The sequence below is a fragment of the Stenotrophomonas sp. 24(2023) genome, assembly GCF_030913365.1.
Lineage (GTDB): Bacteria > Pseudomonadota > Gammaproteobacteria > Xanthomonadales > Xanthomonadaceae > Stenotrophomonas.
The window spans coordinates 312,415-334,989 of record NZ_CP133160.1 but is presented as its reverse complement, the minus strand read 5'-3'; the positions used below and the strand labels follow the sequence as shown (position 1 = coordinate 334,989).

19 protein-coding genes are annotated in these 22,575 nt (G+C 67.1%); 13 read left to right on the top strand and 6 right to left on the bottom strand.

What is annotated here, in order from left to right; translation table 11 throughout:
- Together ccmB and ccmA are read right to left on the bottom strand one after the other, a co-directional pair.
- Positions 1-696, bottom strand: a complete 696-nt coding sequence (ccmB, locus tag Q9R17_RS01505; RefSeq protein ID WP_308156709.1) for a heme exporter protein CcmB — start codon at positions 694-696, stop codon at positions 1-3.
- Complete coding sequence (gene ccmA / locus Q9R17_RS01500) at positions 693-1,352, bottom strand: heme ABC exporter ATP-binding protein CcmA (protein WP_308156708.1); 660 nt, start codon at positions 1,350-1,352, stop codon at positions 693-695. Before ccmA ends, ccmB begins: the two co-directional genes overlap by 4 nt.
- 108 nt (positions 1,353-1,460) lie before the next feature.
- Between ccmA and Q9R17_RS01495 the strand changes: the two genes are divergently transcribed.
- The 3 genes from Q9R17_RS01495 to Q9R17_RS01485 all read left to right on the top strand — a co-directional run bounded on the left by Q9R17_RS01495 (position 1,461) and on the right by Q9R17_RS01485 (position 3,973).
- Positions 1,461-2,609 carry a pyridoxal phosphate-dependent aminotransferase gene (locus Q9R17_RS01495; RefSeq protein ID WP_308156707.1) on the top strand — a complete coding sequence of 383 codons (1,149 nt, stop codon included), beginning with the start codon at positions 1,461-1,463 and terminating at the stop codon, positions 2,607-2,609.
- Positions 2,610-2,638: 29 nt separating this feature from the next.
- The gene (locus Q9R17_RS01490) at positions 2,639-3,445 is read left to right on the top strand and encodes an amidohydrolase (RefSeq protein ID WP_308156706.1); all 807 of its coding nucleotides are present in this window, start codon (positions 2,639-2,641) and stop codon (positions 3,443-3,445) included.
- A 93-nt stretch (positions 3,446-3,538) separates the two neighbouring features.
- The gene (locus Q9R17_RS01485; protein WP_308156705.1) at positions 3,539-3,973 is read left to right on the top strand and encodes a hypothetical protein; all 435 of its coding nucleotides are present in this window, start codon (positions 3,539-3,541) and stop codon (positions 3,971-3,973) included.
- Positions 3,974-4,000: 27 nt separating this feature from the next.
- On the opposite strand, the gene Q9R17_RS01480 is transcribed toward Q9R17_RS01485, so the two are convergent.
- The 4 genes from Q9R17_RS01480 to Q9R17_RS01465 form a co-directional block, all read right to left on the bottom strand.
- Positions 4,001-4,714, bottom strand: a complete 714-nt coding sequence (locus Q9R17_RS01480; protein ID WP_308156704.1) for an FRG domain-containing protein — start codon at positions 4,712-4,714, stop codon at positions 4,001-4,003.
- A gap of 155 nt (positions 4,715-4,869) precedes the next feature.
- The gene (locus Q9R17_RS01475; RefSeq protein ID WP_308156703.1) at positions 4,870-6,495 is read right to left on the bottom strand and encodes a pseudouridine synthase; all 1,626 of its coding nucleotides are present in this window, start codon (positions 6,493-6,495) and stop codon (positions 4,870-4,872) included.
- Positions 6,488-7,372, bottom strand: coding sequence for an SMC-Scp complex subunit ScpB (gene scpB / locus Q9R17_RS01470; RefSeq protein WP_308156702.1), 885 nt, complete (start codon positions 7,370-7,372; stop codon positions 6,488-6,490). Before scpB ends, Q9R17_RS01475 begins: the two co-directional genes overlap by 8 nt.
- Before the next feature lie 13 nt (positions 7,373-7,385).
- The gene (locus Q9R17_RS01465; protein WP_308156701.1) at positions 7,386-8,291 is read right to left on the bottom strand and encodes a ScpA family protein; all 906 of its coding nucleotides are present in this window, start codon (positions 8,289-8,291) and stop codon (positions 7,386-7,388) included.
- 364 nt (positions 8,292-8,655) lie between these two features.
- Between Q9R17_RS01465 and Q9R17_RS01460 the strand changes: the two genes are divergently transcribed.
- From Q9R17_RS01460 to Q9R17_RS01415, 10 genes are all read left to right on the top strand, one after another.
- Positions 8,656-8,955, top strand: coding sequence for a YciI family protein (locus Q9R17_RS01460; RefSeq protein ID WP_308156700.1), 300 nt, complete (start codon positions 8,656-8,658; stop codon positions 8,953-8,955).
- Positions 8,952-9,230 (top strand): BolA family protein, encoded by a 279-nt coding sequence (locus Q9R17_RS01455; RefSeq protein ID WP_308156699.1) that lies wholly within the window; start codon positions 8,952-8,954, stop codon positions 9,228-9,230. The genes Q9R17_RS01460 and Q9R17_RS01455 overlap by 4 nt, the downstream gene beginning before the upstream one ends.
- Before the next feature lie 162 nt (positions 9,231-9,392).
- The gene (locus tag Q9R17_RS01450) at positions 9,393-10,418 is read left to right on the top strand and encodes a LacI family DNA-binding transcriptional regulator (protein ID WP_308156698.1); all 1,026 of its coding nucleotides are present in this window, start codon (positions 9,393-9,395) and stop codon (positions 10,416-10,418) included.
- 75 nt (positions 10,419-10,493) lie between these two features.
- Positions 10,494-13,580, top strand: a complete 3,087-nt coding sequence (locus Q9R17_RS01445) for a TonB-dependent receptor (protein ID WP_308156697.1) — start codon at positions 10,494-10,496, stop codon at positions 13,578-13,580.
- 240 nt (positions 13,581-13,820) lie between these two features.
- Positions 13,821-15,428, top strand: coding sequence for a glucoamylase family protein (locus Q9R17_RS01440; protein WP_308156696.1), 1,608 nt, complete (start codon positions 13,821-13,823; stop codon positions 15,426-15,428).
- A gap of 55 nt (positions 15,429-15,483) precedes the next feature.
- The gene (locus Q9R17_RS01435) at positions 15,484-16,767 is read left to right on the top strand and encodes a sugar ABC transporter substrate-binding protein (RefSeq protein ID WP_308158398.1); all 1,284 of its coding nucleotides are present in this window, start codon (positions 15,484-15,486) and stop codon (positions 16,765-16,767) included.
- A complete protein-coding gene (locus Q9R17_RS01430; protein ID WP_308158397.1) occupies positions 16,764-17,648 on the top strand; it encodes a sugar ABC transporter permease in 885 nt (294 codons plus the stop codon). Before Q9R17_RS01435 ends, Q9R17_RS01430 begins: the two co-directional genes overlap by 4 nt.
- Positions 17,645-18,481 (top strand): carbohydrate ABC transporter permease, encoded by an 837-nt coding sequence (locus Q9R17_RS01425; protein WP_308156695.1) that lies wholly within the window; start codon positions 17,645-17,647, stop codon positions 18,479-18,481. The genes Q9R17_RS01430 and Q9R17_RS01425 overlap by 4 nt, the downstream gene beginning before the upstream one ends.
- Complete coding sequence (locus tag Q9R17_RS01420; RefSeq protein ID WP_308156694.1) at positions 18,478-21,648, top strand: discoidin domain-containing protein; 3,171 nt, start codon at positions 18,478-18,480, stop codon at positions 21,646-21,648. The genes Q9R17_RS01425 and Q9R17_RS01420 overlap by 4 nt, the downstream gene beginning before the upstream one ends.
- A 2-nt stretch (positions 21,649-21,650) precedes the next feature.
- A complete protein-coding gene (locus Q9R17_RS01415; protein ID WP_308156693.1) occupies positions 21,651-22,556 on the top strand; it encodes an endonuclease/exonuclease/phosphatase family protein in 906 nt (301 codons plus the stop codon).
- Positions 22,557-22,575: the final 19 nt, after the last annotated feature.

The following is a 22,575-nucleotide window of genomic DNA, read 5'->3' as shown; positions in this document are numbered from 1 at the left end:
TCAGCTCAGGGAAATGCGGATCGCCGCGGCGGTGGCCAGCGGTGCCAGCACCAGCGCGACCACCAGCCCGGCACCGAGCATCAGCAGGGCGCCGACCGGGTCCTGGCCCCGGCTGGCCGCTGACAGGCTGCCCGCACCGAACACCAGCACCGGTACGTACAACGGCAGCGACAGCAGCGCCACGAGGATACCAGAGCGCCGGATGCCCACGGTCAGCGCGGCCACCACACCACCGATCAAGCTCAGCACCGGTGTTCCCAGCAGCAACGATGCCAGCAACATCGGTATCTGGTCATGCGGCAGATGCAGCATTTCCGCCAGCAGCGGGCTCAGCACGATCAGCGGCAGCGCGGTGGTGGCCCAGTGCAGCAGCACGCGCACCAGCACCAGCCAGGCCAGCGGCACCGGCGCCAGCAGCCATTGTTCCAGCGAGCCGTCCTCGGCATCGGAACGAAACAGCGAATCCAGCGCCAGCTGGCCCGCCAGCAGCACGGCCAGCCACAGCACGGCGGCGGCACTGAAGGACAGGCGCAGCGGGTCGCGGCCCTGGGCCAGGGCGAACAGCACCACCACCAGCAGGGCGAACAGCAGTGGCTGCAACGCATCGCCGCGGCGGCGCCACAGCAGGCGCAGATCACGGCCCAGCAGGGCGCGGGCGGTCTGCCACAGGCCCGGTTCGGTTCCCGGCGCGATCATGCCGCGTCCTCGTGCACGGCCACGCCCGGCCCGGCAGGCGGCAGTTCCAGCAGCCGCGTACGTACCGGCGGCGCGGCGTACGCACCGTGGGTGGTGACCAGGGCTGCCCCGCCACTGCGCAGGTGGGCGGAAATCATCCGGTTGACCAGGGTGATGCCCTCCAGGTCCAGGTTGGCGTAGGGCTCGTCCAGCAGCCACAGCGGGGCGGGTGACAGCCACAGGCGGGCCAGGGCCAGCCGGCGCTTCTGCCCGGCTGACAGGTGCCGTACCAGGGTGTCCTCGTAGCCGGCCAGGCCGACGATGGCCAGCGCGTTGCCGGGCATCTGCCGCGCGCGGCGGCCATGCAGCCCGCACAGGAAGTGCAGGTTCTCCAGCGTGTCCAGGTCGGGCTTGAGGGCCGGCAGGTGGCCCAGGTAGGCCACGTAACGGGCACGCTCGGCGGTGCCGGCCGGCTTGCCGTCGATCTTCACGCTGCCCGTGCCGGCGCGGGACAGTCCGGCCAGCACGCGCAGCAGGGTGGTCTTGCCGGCACCGTTGCCGCCCTGCACCAGCAGGGCCTCGCCGGCATCGACCTGGAAGTCGAGCGGGCCGAACACCGGTTCGTCATTGCGGGAATAGCCAAGGCCGCTGGCGGCCAGCAACGGAGGGGTGTCCAAGGGACGCAGGTCTTCATGCCGGGAACAGGTGCCGATTGTATCGGTGAAACCAGGGGCCGGTATTGCGTACACTGCCCGATCTCTCCCCCGTCCGCTGCTGCCAGGCCGATGCAACCCAACACCAAGCTGCCCAAGGTGGGCACCACCATCTTCACCGTGATGTCCCAGCTCGCCGCCGAACACGGCGCGGTCAACCTGGGGCAGGGGTTCCCGGACTTCGCCGCGCCACAGCGGCTGATCGACGAGACCACCAAGGCCATGGCTGCCGGCCTGAACCAGTACCCGCCGATGACCGGCGTGGCCCCGCTGCGCCAGGCCATCGCGCAGAAGTCGCTGGACCTGTATGGCGCACAGATCGACCCGGATACGGAAATCACCGTCACCAGCGGCGCCACCGAAGCGATCTTCAACGCCATCCACGCCGTGGTGCGTGCCGGCGAGGAAGTGATCGTGCTCGACCCGGCCTACGACTGCTATGAACCGGCCATCGACCTGGCCGGCGCCACGGCCGTGCACGTGCCGCTGGACCCGCAGACCTTCGCCGTGGACTGGGACCGCGTGCGTGCGGCGATCACCCCGCGCACGCGCCTGCTGATGGTCAACACGCCGCACAACCCGTCCGGTGCGATGCTGACCGGAGCGGACATGCAGGCGCTGGCCGATGTGCTGCGTGGCACGCAGATCTACCTGATTTCCGATGAGGTGTACGAGCACATCATCTATGACGGCCGCCGCCATGAATCGGCGCTGCGTTACCCGGAACTGCGCGAACGCACCTTCGTCATCTCCAGCTTCGGCAAGACCTACCACTGCACCGGCTGGAAGATCGGTTACGCGGTGGCCCCGCCGCGGCTGACCGCCGAATTCCGCAAGGTGCACCAGTACAACACCTTCACCAGCTTCGGCCCGGCCCAGTATGGCTTTGCCGCGATGATCCGCGACGAGCCGGAACACCACCTGGAACTGGGCGCGTTCTACCAGGCCAAGCGTGACCGCTTCCGCGAGCAGCTGGCCGGTACGCGGCTGAAGCCGCTGCCGGTGCCAGGCGGCTATTTCCAGCTGGTGGACTATTCGGCGATCAGCGATCTGCCGGACCATGAATTCGTGAAGTGGCTGACGATCGAAAAGGGCGTGACCGCCATTCCGCTGTCGCCGTTCTACGAGACCGCGCCGGTGGGCCAGCGCCTGGTGCGGCTGTGCTTTGCCAAGAACGAAGCCACCCTGGATGCGGCGATCGAACGCCTGCGCCTGCTGTGAGCGGGCACGGGACACGCGGAGAAACGACCATGCAGGACCTGCGCATTTCCCTGATCCAGGGCAACACCCGCTGGCATGACCCGGCCGGCAACCGCGCCTACTACGGTGCGCTGCTGGCACCGCTGGCCGGCACCACCGACCTGGTGATCCTGCCGGAAACCTTCACCAGTGGCTTCTCCAACGAGGCCATCGCCCAGGCCGAGGGCATGGACGGCCCGACCGTGGCCTGGGTACGCGAACAGGCTGCAACGCTGGGGGCGGCCGTGGTCGGCAGCGTGCAGCTGCGCGAGGCGGGCGGTGTCTACAACCGCCTGCTGTTCGCCACGCCCGATGGTGGCCTGCAGTACTACGACAAGCGCCACCTGTTCCGCTACGGTGGCGAGCACGAGCGCTATGCCGCCGGGCGCGAGCGCCTGACCGTGGAATGGAAGGGCTGGCGGATCAATCCGCAGGTCTGCTACGACCTGCGCTTCCCGGTGTTCTGCCGCAACCGCTACAACGTGGAGCGGCCAGAGCAGCTGGACTTCGACCTGCAGATCTTCGTGGCCAACTGGCCCTCGGCGCGCGCCTATGCGTGGAAGACGCTGCTGCGCGCGCGCGCGATCGAGAACCTGTGCTTCGTCGCGGCGGTCAACCGCATCGGTGTGGACGGCAATGCGCTGCACTATGCCGGCGACAGCGTGGTGCTGGATTTTCTCGGCCAGCCGCAGGTGGAGATCCGCGAGCACGAGCAGGTGGTCACCACCACCATCTCGGCACAGGCGCTGGCCGCGCATCGCGCGCGCTTCCCGGCCATGCTCGATGCCGATGCCTTCCATCTGGACGAGCACGCCTGAACGCTGGCCGCACCGGTGGCCGTGCCTGCATCGCACCGGCACGCCACCGCTGCTAGATTCGCCGCCACTCCGACCGCTGTGGGCATTCTGCCGATGAAAAAATTCCTTGCCCCGCTGCTGGCCTTGGCCGCCGCTACGCTGGCCCCCGCTGCGCAGGCCGCCGGCAACATCGACTGCGATCTGCGCTACAACCTGTCCGGCTGGTCGTTGTTCTACAAGACTGCGTCGGGTACCGGCACCATCACCTGCGCCAACGGTGCGCGCATTCCCGTGCGCATCAAGGTCACCGGCGGTGGCCTGACCGTGGGCAAATCGAAGATCGTCGATGGCAAGGGCCGCTTCAGCGGCGCCTATTCGCTCGATGACCTGCTGGGCAAGTACGTAGCCCTGGGTGCACATGCTGGTGCGATCCGCTCCGGTGGCGCGCTGGCGATGACCAAGGGCGATGTCTCGCTGGCGCTGGCCGGTACCGGCCGCGGCTGGGACCTGGGCGTGGATGGCTCTTCGTTCGTGATCCGCCGCCGCTGAACTGCCGGCGGTCTGGATGACCCGCGCTCAGCGCGGGTCGATACCTTCGAAGTGGCGTAGTTTCATGTCCCGGCACAGGCCGTCCAGGTCGTCGTAGATCAGCTTTTCATCGATGCCCAGCTGCAACAGCTCCCGGCGGATCAGCGCGATCCTGTGCTGGGGAATGGTGAACTTGGTCAGCCCTTCGTGCTGCAGTGGGCGGTGGTCAGGGTGATAGGTGAAGACACCACGCTGCGCGCGCAGGCGGCTGGTGATGTGCTTGGACAGGTAGATGAAAGGCTCCTTTCCGCTTGGCTCGGTGGCGGTGGCGCCGATTCTGGGGGCGTAGTGCCACGTGAGTGCGTCTTCGGCCAGCATGTACAGGGCGGCATCGGTGTTGCCCGGGTACTGCACGGCAAAGAACAGGGCGATCAGAGGTGACAGGCTCCAGTCCAGCAGCCGCGTGGGCAGGCCATGGTGCTGGGCCAGCGCCATCAGTTCCAGTTCGGACTGCGGTGCCGCCGCATGCAGCAATGGCGATTCCGCACGCAGGATGGACAGTGCGTTCGCTTCCATCTTTTCAAGGTCAAATCCACGGTTCTTCACGGCCTCGGCATGGCGGTACAGCGAGGGCACGAGGTCATGCGCCGCATTGCCCTGGCCCCGGAACAGGCGTCCAGTCCGGTTGCTGGCGGTGATGTCGGCGACCAGCTGCTGCACGCTGTCGAGGGTGCGCGGTGTCGAGGGAACGGGCGTGGCCATGATGCGCTCGGGCGGCGAAGGGCCGGGGATCATAGCGGATGCGTTCTGCGTGCTGTGCCGATGGCACGGTGCTTCGGAACATTCTGATGGGTGGCATCCTCTGGAAACGGAAAACCCGGCCGAAGCCGGGTTTTCTGTTTCATGCCAGAGCGGGATCAGCCGCCGCGCGGGCCGCTGCGGCGCGGGCCGCCGGGACCGCGGTTGCCGCCGGGCCCCCCCGGGCCACGGTTGCCACCCGGGCCGCCGGGGCCACGATTGCCGCCCGGACCACGGTTGCCACCGCCAGGGCCACGACCGCCCGGACGCGCGCCCTGGGCCGGCTTCGGGCTGCCATACGGGTTGAAGCCCGGGGTGGCGTGGTCGGACGGGAACGACGGGGCGTTGCCCGGATGGCCATACGGATGCTTGTTGCCCTGCTGGCCACGGTTGCCGCCGCCGGCGTTGCCGCCACCGAAGCTGCCGCGACCCTGGCCACCGCCCGCGTTGCCGCCACCGAAGCCGGCACGGCCCTGGCCGCCGCCGGCGCCCTTGGGCTTGCCGGCACCGGGGCCACGGGCGCCCGGACCGCGGGCGCCGGGACCGGCGTTGCGGTGACCGCTCGGGCCGGTGCTGACGCCGTCCGGCACGTACCAGGTGCGGAATGCGGCCGGGTTGCCTTCCGGCAGGGCGCGGTCATTCTTCGGCTTGCGCTGCTTGAACGGCTTCTGCGACTGCTTGGCCGCCGCTTCGCCGCTGACGGTCAGGCCGCCCTTGAAGCCGCCGCCCTTGCCGCCACGGCCGCGGCCGCGGTCTTCGCGCAGGGTGTCGAAGCGGCGCAGTTCGCGGCCTTCATCGGCGGTGCTGTGGCCGTTCACATAGGCATTGCCACGGCCGCCGCCATCGCGCACGCGCACGGTGGTCTTGGCCGCACGGCGCTGGCCGATCACCGGCTGCAGGGTCAGGGCCGACGGCGCGCCTTCTTCCAGCTTCAACTGGGCGCGCAGCGCCTCGACCTGGCTGCTCGGCAGTTCCACCGAGTGGCCACGGGCCAGTTCGCGCGGCAGGCTGACCTTGCCATAGCGGGTGCGCTTGAGTCGGCTGACCTGGCACCCCTGCGATTCCCACAGGCGGCGCACTTCGCGGTTACGGCCTTCCTTGACCACGACGCGGAACCAGTCGTGCGAATCGGTGCCGCCGATGCGTTCGATCTCGTCGAACTTGGCCGGGCCGTCGTCCAGGGCCACGCCACGGGCGAGGCGGTCGACGATGGCATCGCTGACCTTTTCCTGGCCTTCCGGTGCGCGCACACGCACCACGTATTCGCGCTCGACCTCGAACGACGGGTGCATCATGGCGTTGGCCAGTTCACCGTCGGTGGTGGCCAGCAGCAGGCCGGTGGTGTTGATGTCCAGGCGGCCGATGGCGATCCAGCGGGCGCCCTTCAGTGCCGGCAGGGATTCGAACACCGTCGGGCGGCCTTCGGGATCTTCACGCGTGGTCACTTCGCCTTCCGGCTTGTTGTAGACCAGCACGCGCGAGGGCTCGCTCAGGGCGGTGGCGACGAAGCCGCGGCCGTCCAGTTCGATCTTGTCGCCGCTCTTGACCGACATGCCGGTCTGCGCGACTTCGCCATTGACCTTGACCAGGCCTTCGGCGATGCGCTGTTCCAGCGCACGACGCGAGCCGAGGCCGGCCTGGGCCAGCACCTTGTGCAGGCGTTCTTCCAGCTTGAACTGTTCGGTGGTGGCTTCGCGCTTGAGCGAGAGCTTGTTCAACGACAGCTTGCGAGGGGTGTCACTCATTTACTTTGCTCCGGCCGGCGATCTCGACGTCGGCCTCTGGTTCGGACTCGGCTTGGTCAACAGCCACGGTCGTCGTCGCGACGGCGTTGTCTTCGCTTTCGTTCTGGTGTTCCGCGCGCGGTCCCGGCGCGGTTGCGGGGTGCCCGTCATCAGTGGGCGAAGGTGCTGGCTCATCGGGGTCCGCCGCGTCTCCGGCGGCGGAGGAGTTCAGGGCATCATCGCCGGCAGTGCTGCCCGGCGCGATGTTCGCCGGGATGTCATCCCCGGCATCGTTGGCGGCCACGTCCGGGCCGGCGGCGCTGGCGGCAGCCGGCGCATCACGGTCCAGCGGCAGCTGCGGTTCCAGTTCGCCCAGGTCCTTCAGTTCGGACAGGGGCGGCAGTTCGTCCAGGCGCTTGAGCCCGAAGTAGTCCAGGAAGCCCTTGGTGGTGCCGAACAGCGCGGGCTTGCCGGGCACGTCGCGGTGGCCGACGACGCGGATCCACTCGCGCTCTTCCAGGGCCTGGATGATGTTGCTGCTTACCGCCACGCCGCGCACCTGTTCGATCTCGCCGCGGGTGATGGGCTGGCGGTAGGCGATCAGTGCCAGGGTTTCCAGGGTGGCACGGGTATAACGGGTCTTGCGTTCGGTCCACAGCCGGCTGATCCAGCTGTGTACTTCGCCGGTCACCTGGTAGCGGAAGCCGGAGGCCACCTCGACCAGTTCCACGCCGCGTCCGCCGCAGGCCTCGCGCAGCTGCTCCAGCGCCCGTTCGACGCTGCCCGGCGGCACCGGCTCGTCCTCGGGGAACAGGTCCTTGAGCTGGGCCAGGGTCAGCGGCTGGCTCGATGCCAGCAGCGCGCCCTCGACTATGCGGTTGATCAGCGGTTGATCCATCGGCAGGCAGCGCTCACTCGGTCTCGTTGGCGGCGTCGTTGTCGTCGAACTCGCTGCTGAACTGCAGCGGGGCATTGGTGTTGCCGGACGCCAGCGACTTGACGTAGATCGCCGCCAGCGGTGCTTCCTGGACAATGTCCAGCAGCTGTTCCTTGGCCAGTTCCAGCACGGCCAGGAAGGTGACCAGTACACCGAGCTTGCCTTCTTCTGCGGTGAACAGGCTTTCAAAACGGTAGAACCGGCCGTCTTCCATGCGGCCCAGGATATCGCCCATGCGCTGCCGGACACTCAGTGCCTCGCGCTTGATCGCGTGGCCGCTGAACAGCTCGGCGCGGCGCATCACATCGTGCAGCGCCAGCAGCATCTCCTTCAGGTCCACCGGCGGCGGCAGCTTCACCGCAGCGCGCTCGGGCACGAAGGCATGGACCACGGTGGTGTCGCGGTCCTGGCGGGGCAGGGCGTCGATGTCCTCGGCGGCCTGCTTGAAACGTTCGTACTCCTGCAGCCGGCGTACCAGTTCGGCGCGCGGGTCGGCCTCATCGCCGTCCTCGCTGACCGGGCGCGGCAGCAGCATGCGCGACTTCACCTCGGCCAGGATCGCGGCCATCACCAGGTACTCGGCCGCCAGCTCGAACCGCAGCTCGCGCATCACGGTGATGTATTCCACGTACTGCCGGGTGATCTCGGCCACGGGAATGTCCAGCACGTCCAGGTTCTGCCGGCGGATCAGGTACAGCAGCAGGTCCAGCGGGCCCTCGAATGCATCCAGGATGACTTCCAGTGCATCCGGCGGGATGTACAGGTCCTGCGGAATCTGCAGCACCGGCTGCCCATGCACCACGGCCAGCGGCATTTCCTGCTGCTGGGGGGCGGGCGGCCGGGTTGGCGGGTTCGCGTCGTGCGCGGGTTCGGCAGTCATCTAGAAGGACATAGGCATTGCAACGGACCAGTCGCGACCCGGCAGGCGTTTCCCAGCCAGGCGGGAAATGCGCCCAAGGGGCCATGACACGCCGGGATCGGCGCGATTCCACACATCAAACAGCAAGGCGCGCCGCGGCACGGCAGCGACGGAACTACGGGGAGGTCGTCATACGTGGGCCGGTCGGGGGCGGCGGGTCGGTCGTCGGGGGCGTCTGCCGCTTCACCGACGGGCCGCTGCCTGCAGCCACGTGCAATGGACCCTAGGGTATCGCGTCGTCCGGTCAGTGTCCAGCCATGCCCGGGCCACGCCGGGCCACGGGTAGAATCGGCGCGGTTTCCGCGCACTTCGACAGGAGCTTCCGGTGTGGTATGTGATTGAAGGATATGACGGCCATGAGGTACTGGCCCAGCGGCTGCAGGTCCGGGCCGAACACCTGGCCCGGTTGCACGCCCTGCAGGCCGAAGGCCGCCTGCTGCTGGCCGGCCCCTGCCCGGCGATCGACAGCGAGGACCCGGGACCGGCCGGCTTCAGTGGTTCGGTGGTGATCGCCGCGTTCGATTCCCTGGCCCAGGCACGTGAGTGGGCCGATGCCGACCCCTACGTGGCGGCCGGCGTCTACCTGCGCGTCGAGGTGCGGCCGTTCCGCAAGGTGCTGCCGTGAGTGCCGGGGACCGCGTGGAGCGGATCCGTGCGGCGCTGCAGCAGGCATTCTCGCCGCTGGAGCTGCAGGTCGAGGACGACAGCCATCGCCACGCCGGCCATGCCGGTGCGCGCGATGGCCGCGGCCATTTCAACGTGCGTGTGGTCAGCGACCGCTTCCAGGGCATGGCGCAGATCGCGCGCCATCGGGCGGTCTATGCCGCGCTGGGCGAGCTGATGCAGACCGATATCCATGCCTTGTCCATGCGTGCACTGACCCCGTCAGAACGGGGCTGAACACGTGTCTTTCCCTGTCCTGGCGGGACTTTTGCAGTCCTGTCCGGGACACAGCCAGGTTACCGAGATGCGACATTCACCTAACGTAGTGTTTACATCCGCCGGTGGAAACGCTTACATTCCGCGCCAAGCTGGTAGGTCCAAGCCGTGGAGGGCGGCTTCGTGAACAAGGCAGCCATCACAATCAAAGACGTTGCACGCGAAGCCCGGGTCTCCGTGGCCACGGTCTCGCGCGCGCTCAACGGACACGAAAACGTCGCCGAGCCGGTGCGCAAGCTGGTGCTGGAGGTGGCCGCGCGCCTGCGCTACACCCCGCACGCGGCTGCCCGCAGCCTGAGCAGCCGCCGCACCAATACCATCGGGGTGGTGCTGCCGGACCTGTACGGCGAGTTCTTCTCCGAGCTGATGCGGGGCATCGACCAGGTCGCACGGGGGCGGCGCCAGCACCTGCTGGTGTCCAGCTACCACGGTGACCAGGAGCAGCAGGGTGCTGCCCTGCGGGCCATGCGTGGGCGCGTGGATGGCCTGCTGGTGCTTTCGCCGTATGCCGAAAGCCCGGACTTCCTGACCGACAACCTGCCGCAGTCGTTGCCGACCGTGCTCATCAATACCTACCTGCCGGGGCAGGACCATCCGGTGTTGAGCATCGATGACCACGCCGGCGCGGTGGCCATGACCCGCCACCTGCTTGATGCCGGCCACCGCCGCATCGCCTTCATTTCTGGCCCGGACCTCAACTTCGACGCGCGCGAGCGCCTGCGCGGCTTCCGTGACGCGCTGGCGGCCTTTGGCGACGGCGCCGAAGGCATCGAGCTGCCCGGTGATTTCGACGAAGCTTCCGGCCACCGTGCCGGTCAGGAGTTGCTGGCAGCCGGCACGCTGCCCGATGCCGTATTCGCCGCCAACGACATGATGGCCCTGGGCTGCCTGTATGCCTTCGCGCAGGCCGGCGTCAATGTGCCCACCGATGTCGCCCTGGCGGGCTTCGATGACATTCCGCTGGCGCGGTTTGTCCACCCGTCGCTGACCACCATGCAGGTCAGCATCGCCGAGCTGGGCGATCGGGCCATGACGCGCCTGATGCAGTTGATGGACGGCAACAACACGGATGTCGCCGGTGACAAGCAGACGCTGGTACCGCGTCTGATCGTTCGTGATTCGACCCGACACACGTCATCCGGCCATTGAAGCTGGAGACGTTTCTTTCTTCTTCATTTTGAGACACGGTGCCGCGCGAGCGGTTGCCACCACCCGGAGAAACCCATGATCCATTCCACCCACCTGATCCGCACGCCGGCACGCCGGCTGCTGACATGTGCCCTGATGAGCTGCCTGGCCCTGGGCGCGGCCCCGGACCTGATGGCCCAGTCGGCCAACGCCAGCCTGCGTGGCCAGGTGTCCAACGCACAGGCCGGTACGGAAATCACCGCCACCAACCTGGCCACCGGTACCGTCCGCCGCGGCACCGTGCGCGCAGACGGCGCCTATTCGCTGATGGGCCTGGACCCGGGCACCTATGACGTGACGGTCAACGGCAAGACCCAGAAGGTCACCGTGACCGTGGCCTCGACCGCCACGCTGAACTTCGCCGATGCGGCGTCCAGCACCGGTTCGGCTGCCGCTGCGACCAACCTGGATACCGTCACCGTGGTGGCGCCGACCCTGCTGCAGGAAGTGCGCACCTCCGAAGTGGGCAAGACCGTCAGCCTGCAGCAGATCCAGACCACCCCGCAGGTGTCGCGCAACTTCCTGGAGTTCGCCGACGCGGTGCCGGGCATGATCTTCACCCGCGATGCCAAGGGCAACACCTCGCTGCGCGGCGGTGCCACCAACTCCGACGGCACCAATGTCTACATCGACGGTGTGGGCCAGAAGAGCTACGTGAAGGGCGGCGGCGTGGCCGGCCAGTCCGGCAGTGCCGGCAACCCGTTCCCGCAGCTGGCCATCGGTGAATACAAGGTCATCAGCGGCAACTACAAGGCCGAGTACGGCCAGGTGTCCAGCGCGGCGATCACCGCGGCCACCAAGTCCGGTACCAACGAGTTCAAGGGTGAGACCTTCTACCGTTACACCAACGAAAGCATGCGCGCGATGACCCCGGCCGAACGCCAGCCGGGCAAGCGCAAGGAAGACTCGGCCGAGAAGGAATACGGCTTTGCGCTGGGTGGCCCGATCATCAAGGACAAGGCCCACTTCTTCGTGACCTACGAAGCCAAGCGCTTCGACCTGCCGGTGACCATCGCCCCGAGCGGTGCGGTCACCGGTGCGGCCTCGCAGCTGCCGGCCGCCGCCGCCGCCGGCCTGGGCCCGGCCAGCCAGCCGTTCCAGCAGGACCTGATCTTCGCCAAGATCGACGTCGAGCCGACCGACAACGACCGCATCGAGTTCACCGTCCAGGACCGTGACGAGAACCAGCAGCAGTTCAGCGACCAGACGTCCAAGGAACACGGCAAGATCACCGACAACACCGACCGTCGTTTCGCGCTGCGCTGGAACCACAGCGGTGAGCGTTACTACAACGAGTTGATGGTCACCCACGAGAAGTCGTTCAACAACCCGCTGCCGCTGAACCTGGGCAACGGCTATATCTATACCGCGCCGGATGGCCGCGACGTGGACGGCAACACCCCGCAGGAACGCACGGTGGTGGAGATCGGTGCTGCCAACGCTTTCGCCTCGCAGGTGAAGGGCCAGAAGGGCTGGTCGATCGAAGACAACCTGACCCTGGATGGCCTGGAGTGGGCCGGCGACCACACCATCAAGATGGGCGCCAAGTACAAGAAGATCAACCTGTACGCTTCCGACGCGCAGCAGATCAACCCGCAGTTCTTCTACACCGTGGGCAACCCGGAATTCGGTGTGGACACCCCGTACAAGGCGCAGTTCACCAAGCCGATCACCGGCGTGAGCGGCGTGTCCTCGGAAGTGCGTTCGAAGACTACCCAGATCGGCCTGTTCATCCAGGATGACTGGCAGGTCAACGACCACCTGCAGCTGAACCTGGGCCTGCGCTGGGATTACGAAAAGAACCCGACCTATCTGGATTTCGTGACCCCGCCGGAAGTGGTCAACGCACTGAACGCGCAGGACCCGCACGGCCCGGCCGGGCAGACCTATGCGCAGACGCTGGCGCTCAGTGGCCTGAACATCAACGATTACATCAGCAACGGGCACAACCGCAAGGCATTCAAGGATGCCTGGCAGCCGCGCCTGGGCTTCTCGTATGACATCAACGCCGACGAGCAGCACGTGATCCACGGTGGTGCCGGCCGTTCCTACGACCGTGACCTGTTCGACTACCTGGCGCTGGAAACCACCAAGCTGGCCCTGCCGCAGCCGACCGTGTTCTTCCGCAACCCGAACACCGGCGCCTGCCTGTATGGCCAGAATCCGTGCTTCGACTGGAACCCGAACCTGCTCAACGGCATCGGCAACGTGCAGGCCCTGCTGGGCAGCACCAGCAACGAAGGCCTGGAAGTGGACCTGCTCAACAACAACCTGAAGGTGCCCTACGCCGACCAGTTCAGCCTGGGCATGAGCAACCAGATCGGCGAGTGGCTGACCGATGCCACCATCTCGCGCACGCTGACCTATGACGGCTTCGCCTACACGCTGGGCAACCGCTTCCGCAACGGCAACTTCTTCGACAACCAGATGCTGTGCGGTGCCGAAAAGCCGACCTACGGCCAGCCGTGGGGCTGCAACATTCCCGGCTTCGGCAGCCTGATCATCGGCCAGCAGGGCATCAAGACCCGTGCCACCCAGATCCTGCTGTCGGCGCAGAAGCCGTACACCAAGGAAAGCGGCTGGGGCACCTCGATCGCCTACACCTGGACTACCGCGCGCCACAACCGCAACATCGACGAGCATTACTCGTTCGACCGCGGCACCATCGGTGAATACCCGTACATCAAGTCCAACGGCGCGCCGCGCCACCGCCTGGTGGTCACCGGTTCGTACGACGGCTTCTGGGGCATCACCTTCGGCGGCAAGCTGACCCTGGCCACCCCGGTGGCGGGCAACGACTGGTCCTGCGTGGCCCAGGCCGGCAACGCGAACTGCCTGCCGACCCCGGCAGCCGGTTTCCCGGCCGGCAATGGCCACTTCCTGCTGGGCGGCAAGATCTTCGGCTACCGCTCGCTGGACCTGCAGGCCACCAAGACCTTCAAGCTGGCAGGGGACACCGAACTGTATGCACGCATCGACATCATCAACGTGCTGAACTTCGACAACTTCTCCAACCTGAACTACGTCAAGAAGGACGGTACCCTGCTGGTCAGCTACAACGAGACCGGCGACATCACCGGTACCCCGCGCCAGGTGAAGGCCGAAGTAGGCTTCCGCTTCTGATGCTGGACCGCCGGCGCTGCCTTCCCGGGCGGCGCCGGCACCGGTGGCAATGGCCGGCCGCCCGTGGCCGGCCCATTGCCCAGGCCGATGCCCGCAACGGCGTGGGCATCGGCCTGGACAATGACGGGACCCTGTACGTGCCACGGTTGCCGTGGTTTTTTTTGCGACCGTTCTGTAAACGATTTCAGGCCATTGGACGTTATGCTTTCCCGTTACGTCGTCCGGAAGAGGAGCAGGGCCATGAAGGCACATCGACTGTTGACCACCCTGGGCGCAGCACTGCTGCTGGCGGCCTGCCAGCAGCAGGCCCCGCAGGAGCCCGCCAAGCCGCGCCCGCCGGTGATCCTGGTCGAGGCCGATGCGCCGCCGCGCCCGATGAAGCCCGAGCTGCCGCCGCTGTTCGATGACATCGAGCGCCGTACGTTCCAGTTCTTCTGGGATACCACCAACGAGGTCAACGGCCTGACCCCGGACCGTTTCCCGTCGCGCCCGTTCGCCAGCATCGCCTCGGTGGGCTTCGCGCTGACCGCTTACCCGATCGGCATCGAGAACGGCTGGGTCAGCCGCAACCAGGCCATCGACCGCACCCTGACCACGCTGCGCTTCTTCCGTGACGTGCCGATGGGCCCGCAGCGCACCGGCAAGGCCGGCTACAAGGGCTTCTATTACCACTTCCTGGACATGCAGGAAGGCCGCCGCTACGACAGCTGGGTGGAACTGTCCTCGGTGGACACCGCGCTGCTGATGATGGGCGTGCTGTTCGCCCAGTCGTACTACGACGGCGATGACCCGCGCGAGAAGGAAATCCGACAGATCGCCGACACCCTGTACAAGAAGGTCGACTGGCCCTGGCTGCAGCAGCGCGCACCGCTGATCTCGATGGGCTGGTTCCCCGAGAGCGGCTTCATCGACCACGACTGGATGGGCTACAACGAGGCGATGATGGTCTACATCCTCGCCCTGGGCTCGCCCACGCACCCGGTCAGCCCGGACGCGTGGACGGTGTGGACGCGCACCTACGACAACGACTGGGGGGTCTACCAGGGCCAGGAATACCTGTCCTTCGGCCCGCTGTTCGGCCACCAGTACAGCCACGTCTGGATCGACTTCCGCGACATCCAGGATGCGTACATGCGCGAGCGCGGCAGCACCTACTTCCTCAACAGCCGCTCGGCCGCGCTGGCCCAGCGCGAGTACGCCATCGCCAACCCGATGAACTGGAAGGAGTACGGCGAGAACGTGTGGGGGCTGACCGCCAGCGATGGCCCGCAGAACACCACCCAGGACTACCGCGGCGAGCAGCGCCAGTTCCGCCACTACTCCTCGCGCGGCGCCGGCCTGCGCGAGAACTTCGATGACGGCACCATCGCCCCGACCGCAGCGATCTCCTCGGTCGTGTTCGCGCCCGAACAGGTGATCCCGGCCACGCTGGAAATGCACAAGCGCTTCGGCGACTACATCTATTCCAGCTACGGCTTCCTGGATGCGTTCAACCCCAGCTTCAACTACGACATCCCGATCAAGACCGGCCGCCTGGTGCCGGACCGTGGCTGGGTGGCCAGCGACTACATCGCCATCGACCAGGGGCCGATCCTGACCATGATCGCCAACTACCGGAACGATTTCGTGTGGGAGGTGATGAAGAAGAACCCGTACATCCGCAAGGGTCTGGAACGGGCCGGCTTCTCCGGGGGCTGGCTGGCCCCGGAGGGATCGTTCCAGCCGCTGGAACTGCAGAAAGACGAGAAGGCCGCCGCCGCACGCGCGGTCGGCATCGCCGAATCACGCGCGGCTGCCGCGCAGGAACAGAAGAACAATGCCAACCGCAACAACAACCCGGGCAAGTAACACCGTGCCAGCCCTGGCCATCCGCCTGCGCCGCTGGGCCCTGCCACTGCTGGCGATGCTGGCCGTGGCCGGCTGCGCGCGCACGGACGACACCACCACCGTGCGCTTCTGGGCGATGGGCCGCGAGGCCGAAGTGGTGGCCGAGCTGATCCATGAGTTCGAGGCCGAAAACCCCGGCATCAAGGTGGATGTGCAGAACATCCCATGGACGGCAGCCCACGAAAAACTGCTGACCGCCTTCGCCGCCGACGGCCTGCCCGACGTGTGCCAGCTGGGCAACACCTGGGTGCCCGAATTCGCTGAACTCAACGCGCTGACCCCGCTGCAGCCGTTCGTCGACCATTCCGGCGTAGTCGATCAGAAGGACTACTTCCAGGGCATCTGGGATACCAACGTCATCCACGGCGAGCTGGTCGGCGTGCCGTGGTACGTCGATACCCGCCTGCTGTACTACCGCAAGGACCTGCTGGCCAAGGCCGGCTTCGACCACCCGCCGCGCACCTGGGCGGAGTGGAACACGCAGATGGCGGCGATCAAGCAGATGCAGGGGCGCAACCGCTACGCCGTGCTGATGCCGATCAACGAGTTCGAGCAGCAGCTGTCCTTCGCCCTGCAGCAGCCCGATCCGCTGCTGCGCGACGACGACACCCGCGGCAACTTCGCCAGCCCCGGCTTCCGCCGCACGCTGGGCTTCTACGCCAACATGTTCGAACAGGGCTGGGCGCCGAAGATGTCCGAGACGCAGATCTCCAACGTCTGGGATGAATTCTTCCGTGGCTTCAACGTGTTCTACATTTCCGGCCCCTGGAACATCCGCGAGTTCAAGAAGCTGCAGCCCAAGGACCTGGAAGGGCAGTGGGGCACCGCGCCGCTGCCGGGCCCGGACGGACTGGGCGCCGGCATCGCCGGCGGCACCAGCCTGGTGATCTTCCGCAAGTCGCAGCAAAAGGAAGCCTCCTGGAAGCTGATCGAGTTCCTGTCGCGGCCGGAAATCCAGGCCCGCTTCCATTCCATCATCGGTGACCTGCCGCCGCGGCGCAGTGCCTGGCAGGCCCCTTCGCTGGCCGGCGATCCACTGGCCGCTGCGTTCCGCGACCAGCTCGAGCGGGTCAAGCCCACGCCGAAGGTGCTGGAGTGGGAGCGCATCGTGCAGGAAATGCGCATCGTCACCGAGAAGGTCGTGCGTGGCGGCATGCCGCAGGACGCGGCGGTACAGGAGCTGGACCAGCGCGTGGACAAGGTGCTGGCCAAGCGCCGCTGGATGCATGAGAACGAACGCCTGCAGGGCCCGGCCGATGCGCCGGCCGCCGCCGGCACCCCCGCCGTGGAGACCCGCTGATGAAACGTACGAGCCTTGCCGGCTGGATCTTCGCCGCGCCAGCGCTGATCGTGCTGGGCGTGTTCTTCGGCCTGCCGGTGCTGTCGGCGCTGGCCCTGAGCGTGACCGACTTCGACCTGTATGCGCTGGCCGACAGCCACAACCTGCGCTTCGTGGGCCTGGGCAACTACTGGGACCTGCTGCAGACCCCGATGTTCTGGAAGTCGCTGTGGAACACCACCTACTTCGTCATCATCGGCGTGCCGCTGTCCATCGGCGTGTCGCTGGGCGCAGCGATGCTGCTCAATGCCCCGGCCGCGCGCTTCAAGGCCCTGTTCCGCACCGCGCTGTTCGCCCCGGTGGTGACCACGCTGGTGGCGGTGGCGGTGATCTGGCGCTACCTGTTCCACACCAGCTACGGGCTGGTGAACTACGGCCTGGCCCACATCGGCATCGGTCCGGTCGACTGGCTGGGCGACCCGAACTGGGCCATGCCCACCATCATGCTGTTCGCCGTATGGAAGAACTTCGGCTACAACATGGTGATCTTCCTGGCCGGCCTGCAGGCCATTCCGCATGACCTGTACGAGGCCGCGCGCATCGATGGCGCCTCGCGCTGGAAGCAGTTCCTGCACATCACCCTGCCGATGCTCGGCCCGGTGCTGCTGGTGGTCGGGGTCATTACCGTGTCCGGCTACTTCCAGCTGTTCGCCGAACCCTACGTGATGACCCGCGGCGACCCACTGCAGAGCACCGTCAGCGTGCTGTATTTCATGTTCGAGGAAGGCTTCAAGTGGTGGAACCTGGGACGGGCCTCGGCCGTGGCGTTCCTGCTGTTCCTGATCATCCTGGCGGTGACCACCGTGATGCTGCGTTTCGGCCGCAAGAGGCAGTTGGTATGAGTCGTGAAATCGGCCAGTCGCGCTGGCACCCGTGGTGGATCAACGGCGCCCTGCTGGTGCTGGCGCTGGCCAGCCTGGCCCCGTTGCTGTGGATGCTGTCGGTGTCGTTCATGCCGGCCGGGCAGGCCAGCCACTTCCCGCCGCCGCTGCTGCCGTCGCATGCCACCACCGCGAACTACCACGAACTGTTCGCGCGTACCGGCATGGCCAGCAACTTCGTCAACAGCCTGCTGGTCTCGCTGTCGATCACGCTGGGCTCGCTGCTGCTCAACACCATGGCCGGCTATGCCTTCGCCAAGCTGCGCTTCGTCGGCCGCGAGCGGTTGTTCCAGCTGCTGATGGCGGCGCTGGTGATCCCGGCGCAGGTGGCGATGCTGCCACTGTTCCTGCTGATGAAGCAGCTGGGCCTGGTCAACAGCTTCGGCGGGGTGATCGTGCCGGCGCTGGCCACGGTGTTCGGCATCTTCCTGGTGCGCCAGTACGCCCGCTCGATTCCCGATGAGCTACTGGAAGCGGCGCGCATCGACGGGGCAGGGGAGCTGCGCATCTTCTTCCAGATCGTGCTGCCGATGCTCAAGCCGGTGCTGGTGACGCTGTCGATCTTCACCTTCATGGGTGCCTGGAACGATTTCATGTGGCCGCTGATCGTGCTGACCGACCAGGAGCACTACACTCTGCCGGTGGCCCTGGCCACGCTGTCACGCGAACACATCATGGATGTGGAGATGATGATGGCCGGTGCGGTGGTGACCGTGGTGCCGGTGCTGGCACTGTTCCTGGTCCTGCAGCGTTACTACATTCAAGGATTGTTGTTGGGGAGTGTGAAGGGATGAGGTCAGTGATCGCCGCCGGTGCCGCCCTGTTGTGGACGTCTGCGGCGATCGCCGCCCCGCCGGCACTGCCGGCACCGAAGGTGATCGATGACTTCGACGACCCCGCGGCCTGGTCACTGGTGCTGTCCGACCAGGTCAGCGGCTCGCTGCGGCCGGTCAGCGGCGCCGGCGGTGGCCGCGCGCTGTGCCTGGATTACGACTTCCACAAGGTGTCCGGCTACGTGGGCATCCGCCGTGCCGTGGGCATCGACTACCCGGCCAACTACCAGTTCGGCGTCCAGCTGCGCGGTGATTCCCCGCGCAACGACCTGCAGTTCAAGCTGATCGACGCCAGCGGCGACAACGTGTGGTGGGTCAACCGGCCGGGCTACGCCTTCCCCAAGGCATGGACGCCGGTGCAGTACCGCAAGCGGCAGATCGACAAGGCCTGGGGCCCCTCGGCCCAGACCGAGCTCACCCGCAGTGCCGCGATGGAGTTCACCATCTACAGCAAGGTGGGCGGGCGCGGAACGGTGTGCTTCGACACGCTGACCCTGCAGGGCCTGCCCCCGGCTGATACCTCGCCGCTGCGGCCGGCGGTGATCGCCGATACGGCCACGGCGCTGCAGGACCGCATGGTCGATGGCAAGGACAGCACGTTCTGGATCAGTGGGGGCGTCAAGCAGCAGACCATCAGCCTGGACCTGCGCAGCCCGCGCGAGATCGGCGGTGCGGTGATCGACTGGCTGCCCGGCCTGGAAGCCACGCGTTACACGATCCGCACCTCCGAAGACGGCCGCGACTGGCGCACCGTGCGCGAAGTGACCGCCGGTGGCGGCGGCCGCGACTGGCTGGCGATGCCCGATACCGATGCGCGCTATGTGCGCTTCGACCTGCAGGACGGCCCCAACTGGCGCTACGGCATCCGCGAGATCGCGCTCAAGCCGCTGGATTTCGCAGCGACGCCCAACGCGTTCCTGTCCTCGGTGGCGGCCGATCTGCCCCGCGGTGCGTTGCCCCGTGCCTATGTCGGCGAGCAGCCCTACTGGACCCTGCTGGGCCTGGATGGTGGGCAGGAACAGGCACTGCTGGGCGAAGACGGGGCACTGGAGCCAAGCAAGGGCAGCTTCAGCGTCGAGCCGTTCATCCAGCTCGACGGCAAGCTGCTGTCGTGGTCGGATGTGGCGCTGACCCAGTCGCTGCAGGACCATTACCTGCCGATTCCCACCGTGGACTGGGTGCATGAAAAGGTCGGCCTGTCGGTGACCAGCTTCGTGCAGGGCAGCCCCGAGCGTGCACAGTTGATCGGGCGCTACCGGCTGAGCAATCCGGACAAGGTGGCGCACGACTACACCCTGGCCCTGGCGATCCGCCCCTGGCAGGTGAATCCGCCGACCCAGTTCCTCAACACGGTGGGCGGCTTCAGCCGCATCGATGCGCTGGATGTCGGCGACCAGGTGGTGCGGGTCAACGGCGAGCCCCGGCTGTACTCGCTGCAGGTTCCCGATGCCCGGTTCGCCACGCCGTTCGATGGCAAGCTGGAGGTGATGCACCTGGCCAGCGGCAAGCTGCCGGCAACCACCGAAGTGAAGCGTGATGTCACCGGCATGGCCTCTGGCGCGCTGCTGTACCGCATCCGCCTGGAGCCGGGGCAGAGCCGTGAAGTCGCGCTGGTGCTGCCACAGACCGGTGGCTGGAAGCCGCAGGCCGTGGACGTGGCCAAGGCGCAGCAGCAGGTCGCGGCGATGTGGCGGCAGAAGCTGGACGTGGTGAAGCTGCAGGTGCCGACGGCGGGACAGCCGCTGGCCGACACGCTGCGTACCGCGTTGGCGCACATGCTGATCTCGCGGGTCGGCCCGCGCCTGCAGCCGGGCACGCGCTCGTATGCACGCAGCTGGATCCGCGATGGCGCGATGATTTCCGAAGGCCTGCTGCGGCTGGGCCGCAGCGACGCGGTGCGCGATTACGTGGCCTGGTATGCGCCCTACCAGTTCGACAACGGCAAGGTGCCCTGCTGCGTGGATGCGCGCGGCAGCGACCCGGTGCCGGAGAACGACAGCCATGGCGAGCTGATCCACAACATCGCCGAGTACGGGCGCTACACCGGTGACACCGCGTTCGTCGAACAGATGTGGCCGCATGTGCTGGGCGCCTACCAGTACATGGAGCAGCTGCGTGGCAGCGAGCGCACCGAGGAGAACCGCGCGCGCAACCCGGCGTTCTACGGCATGATGCCGGCCTCGATCAGCCACGAAGGCTATTCGGCCAAGCCGATGCATTCGTACTGGGACAATTTCTGGGCCCTGCGCGGCTATACCGATGCCGCACGCCTGTCGGCACAGCTGGGCAAGCTGGAGGCGATGCAGATCGCCGAGTCGCGCGACCAGTTCCGTGATGACCTGCAGGCCTCGCTGCTGTCGGCGATGGACCAGCACCGCATCGATTTCCTGCCGGGCTCGGCCGAGCTGGGGGATTTCGACCCCACCTCCACCACCATCGCCCTGGCCCCGGGTGGCGAGCAGAACCTGCTGCCGCAGCAGGCGCTGTACAGCACCTTCGAGCGCTACTGGAACGAATTCGTGCAGCGCCGCGACGGCAAGCGCGAATGGAAGGACTACACCCCCTACGAATGGCGCAACGTCGCGGCCTTCGTGCGCCTGGGCTGGCGTGACCGCGCCTGGCAGGCCACCGAGTTCTTCTTCAAGGACCGTGCACCGCAGGCCTGGAACCAGTGGGCCGAAGTGGTCTCGCGCACGCCGCGCAAGCCGTTCTTCGTCGGTGACCTGCCGCATGCCTGGGTGGCATCGGACTTCGTGCGTTCGGCGCTGGACATGTTCGCCTACAGCCGCGACAGCGACGATGCGCTGGTGCTGGCCGCCGGTGTGCCCACCGCCTGGCTGCAGGGCCCGGGCATCGGCGTGCAGGGCCTGCGGACCCCGCAGGGACAGCTGAACTACCACCTGCAGCGCAGCGACAAGCAGCTGGTACTGGACCTGCAGGCAGGGCTGACGCCGCCGGCCGGTGGCGTGGTGTTGCCGTGGCCCTACGCGGGTGACCCGGGGAATGCGACCATCAACGGTGAGCCGGCGCAATGGAGCGGCAACGAGCTGCATGTGCTGCAGGTGCCGGCACGCGTGGAGATCGAGGTGCCCAGCGCCGTCCGCCGGGCCGAACGCAAGGACAGGTGAGCATGCGGGAGGCAGGCAAGGGCAGGGCGTACCGCGGCCTGGGCATGGCCGTGCTGGCGCTGGCCTGCATGGCGGCAGTGCCGGGTGCCTACGCTGCCCCCACGCGTGCGGAAGGGGGTGCGTCCCGTGAGGTGGCCACTGCGACGGGCATGGGCATGGGCATGGTCACCTTCAACCTGCACCACGACCGCGAAGACTGGCCCGCGCGCCGTCGCACCATCCTGGCCGAACTGCGGCGCCTGCAGCCCGATGCGATCGCGCTGCAGGAAGTGATCCAGAAGCGCAACGTGCGCAACCAGGCGCAATGGCTGGCCAGCAAACTCGGCTACGAGTACCTGTTCGTGTCCACCGACCCGCCGGGTGCCCCCAAGCGCTATGGCAATGCCCTGCTGACCCGGCGGCCGGTGCAGGCCCGTAACGAGCACCTGCTGCAACCGTTGGCCGACTACCGCACCGTGGCGCACCTGCGCATCGATGTCGATGGCCAGCCGGTGAACGTCTATGCCACGCATTTCAACGAACGCAGCGATGAGGACGGCAAGCGCATCCGCCGCACCCAGGTCGAGGATCTGCTGCGCTTCATCGGCCGCACCTCCGCCGGCGCGCCGGTGGTGATCGCCGGCGATTTCAATGCGCTGGTCGATGCCAATGACCTGAGCGAGCTGCGCAGCCGTTACGGCGACAGCTACGGCAGCGTGCACGTCAACAATGCCGACCTGGCACAGGCCAGTACCTTGAACCGGCACTACTACGATGCGCCCTCGCGTATCGACCACATCTTCTTCCAGCAGGATGCGCTGGTGGCACGTGAGGCGAAGATCCTGTTCGATGCACCTGACGCCGGTGGGCGCTGGGCGTCGGACCATTACGGGGTGTGGGCGCGCCTGCAGTTCACCCCGACGCCGTAGCGCGCCCGCTTCTGTAGTG

Bases quoted from the DNA above. Each gene is read 5' to 3' on its own strand.
- Q9R17_RS01445 (WP_308156697.1), top strand. From the start codon at position 10,494: ATGATCCATTCCACCCACCTGATCCGCACGCCGGCACGCCGGCTGCTG.
- Q9R17_RS01435 (WP_308158398.1), top strand. From the start codon at position 15,484: ATGCTGGCCGTGGCCGGCTGCGCGCGCACGGACGACACCACCACCGTG.
- Q9R17_RS01465 (WP_308156701.1), bottom strand. From the start codon at position 8,291: ATGACTGCCGAACCCGCGCACGACGCGAACCCGCCAACCCGGCCGCCC.
- Q9R17_RS01475 (WP_308156703.1), bottom strand. From the start codon at position 6,495: ATGAGTGACACCCCTCGCAAGCTGTCGTTGAACAAGCTCTCGCTCAAG.
- Q9R17_RS01490 (WP_308156706.1), top strand. From the start codon at position 2,639: ATGCAGGACCTGCGCATTTCCCTGATCCAGGGCAACACCCGCTGGCAT.
- Q9R17_RS01480 (WP_308156704.1), bottom strand. From the start codon at position 4,714: ATGGCCACGCCCGTTCCCTCGACACCGCGCACCCTCGACAGCGTGCAG.
- Q9R17_RS01495 (WP_308156707.1), top strand. From the start codon at position 1,461: ATGCAACCCAACACCAAGCTGCCCAAGGTGGGCACCACCATCTTCACC.
- ccmB (WP_308156709.1), bottom strand. From the start codon at position 696: ATGATCGCGCCGGGAACCGAACCGGGCCTGTGGCAGACCGCCCGCGCC.
- scpB (WP_308156702.1), bottom strand. From the start codon at position 7,372: ATGGATCAACCGCTGATCAACCGCATAGTCGAGGGCGCGCTGCTGGCA.
- Q9R17_RS01425 (WP_308156695.1), top strand. From the start codon at position 17,645: ATGAGTCGTGAAATCGGCCAGTCGCGCTGGCACCCGTGGTGGATCAAC.
- Q9R17_RS01415 (WP_308156693.1), top strand. From the start codon at position 21,651: ATGCGGGAGGCAGGCAAGGGCAGGGCGTACCGCGGCCTGGGCATGGCC.
- Q9R17_RS01485 (WP_308156705.1), top strand. From the start codon at position 3,539: ATGAAAAAATTCCTTGCCCCGCTGCTGGCCTTGGCCGCCGCTACGCTG.
- Q9R17_RS01420 (WP_308156694.1), top strand. From the start codon at position 18,478: ATGAGGTCAGTGATCGCCGCCGGTGCCGCCCTGTTGTGGACGTCTGCG.
- Q9R17_RS01440 (WP_308156696.1), top strand. From the start codon at position 13,821: ATGAAGGCACATCGACTGTTGACCACCCTGGGCGCAGCACTGCTGCTG.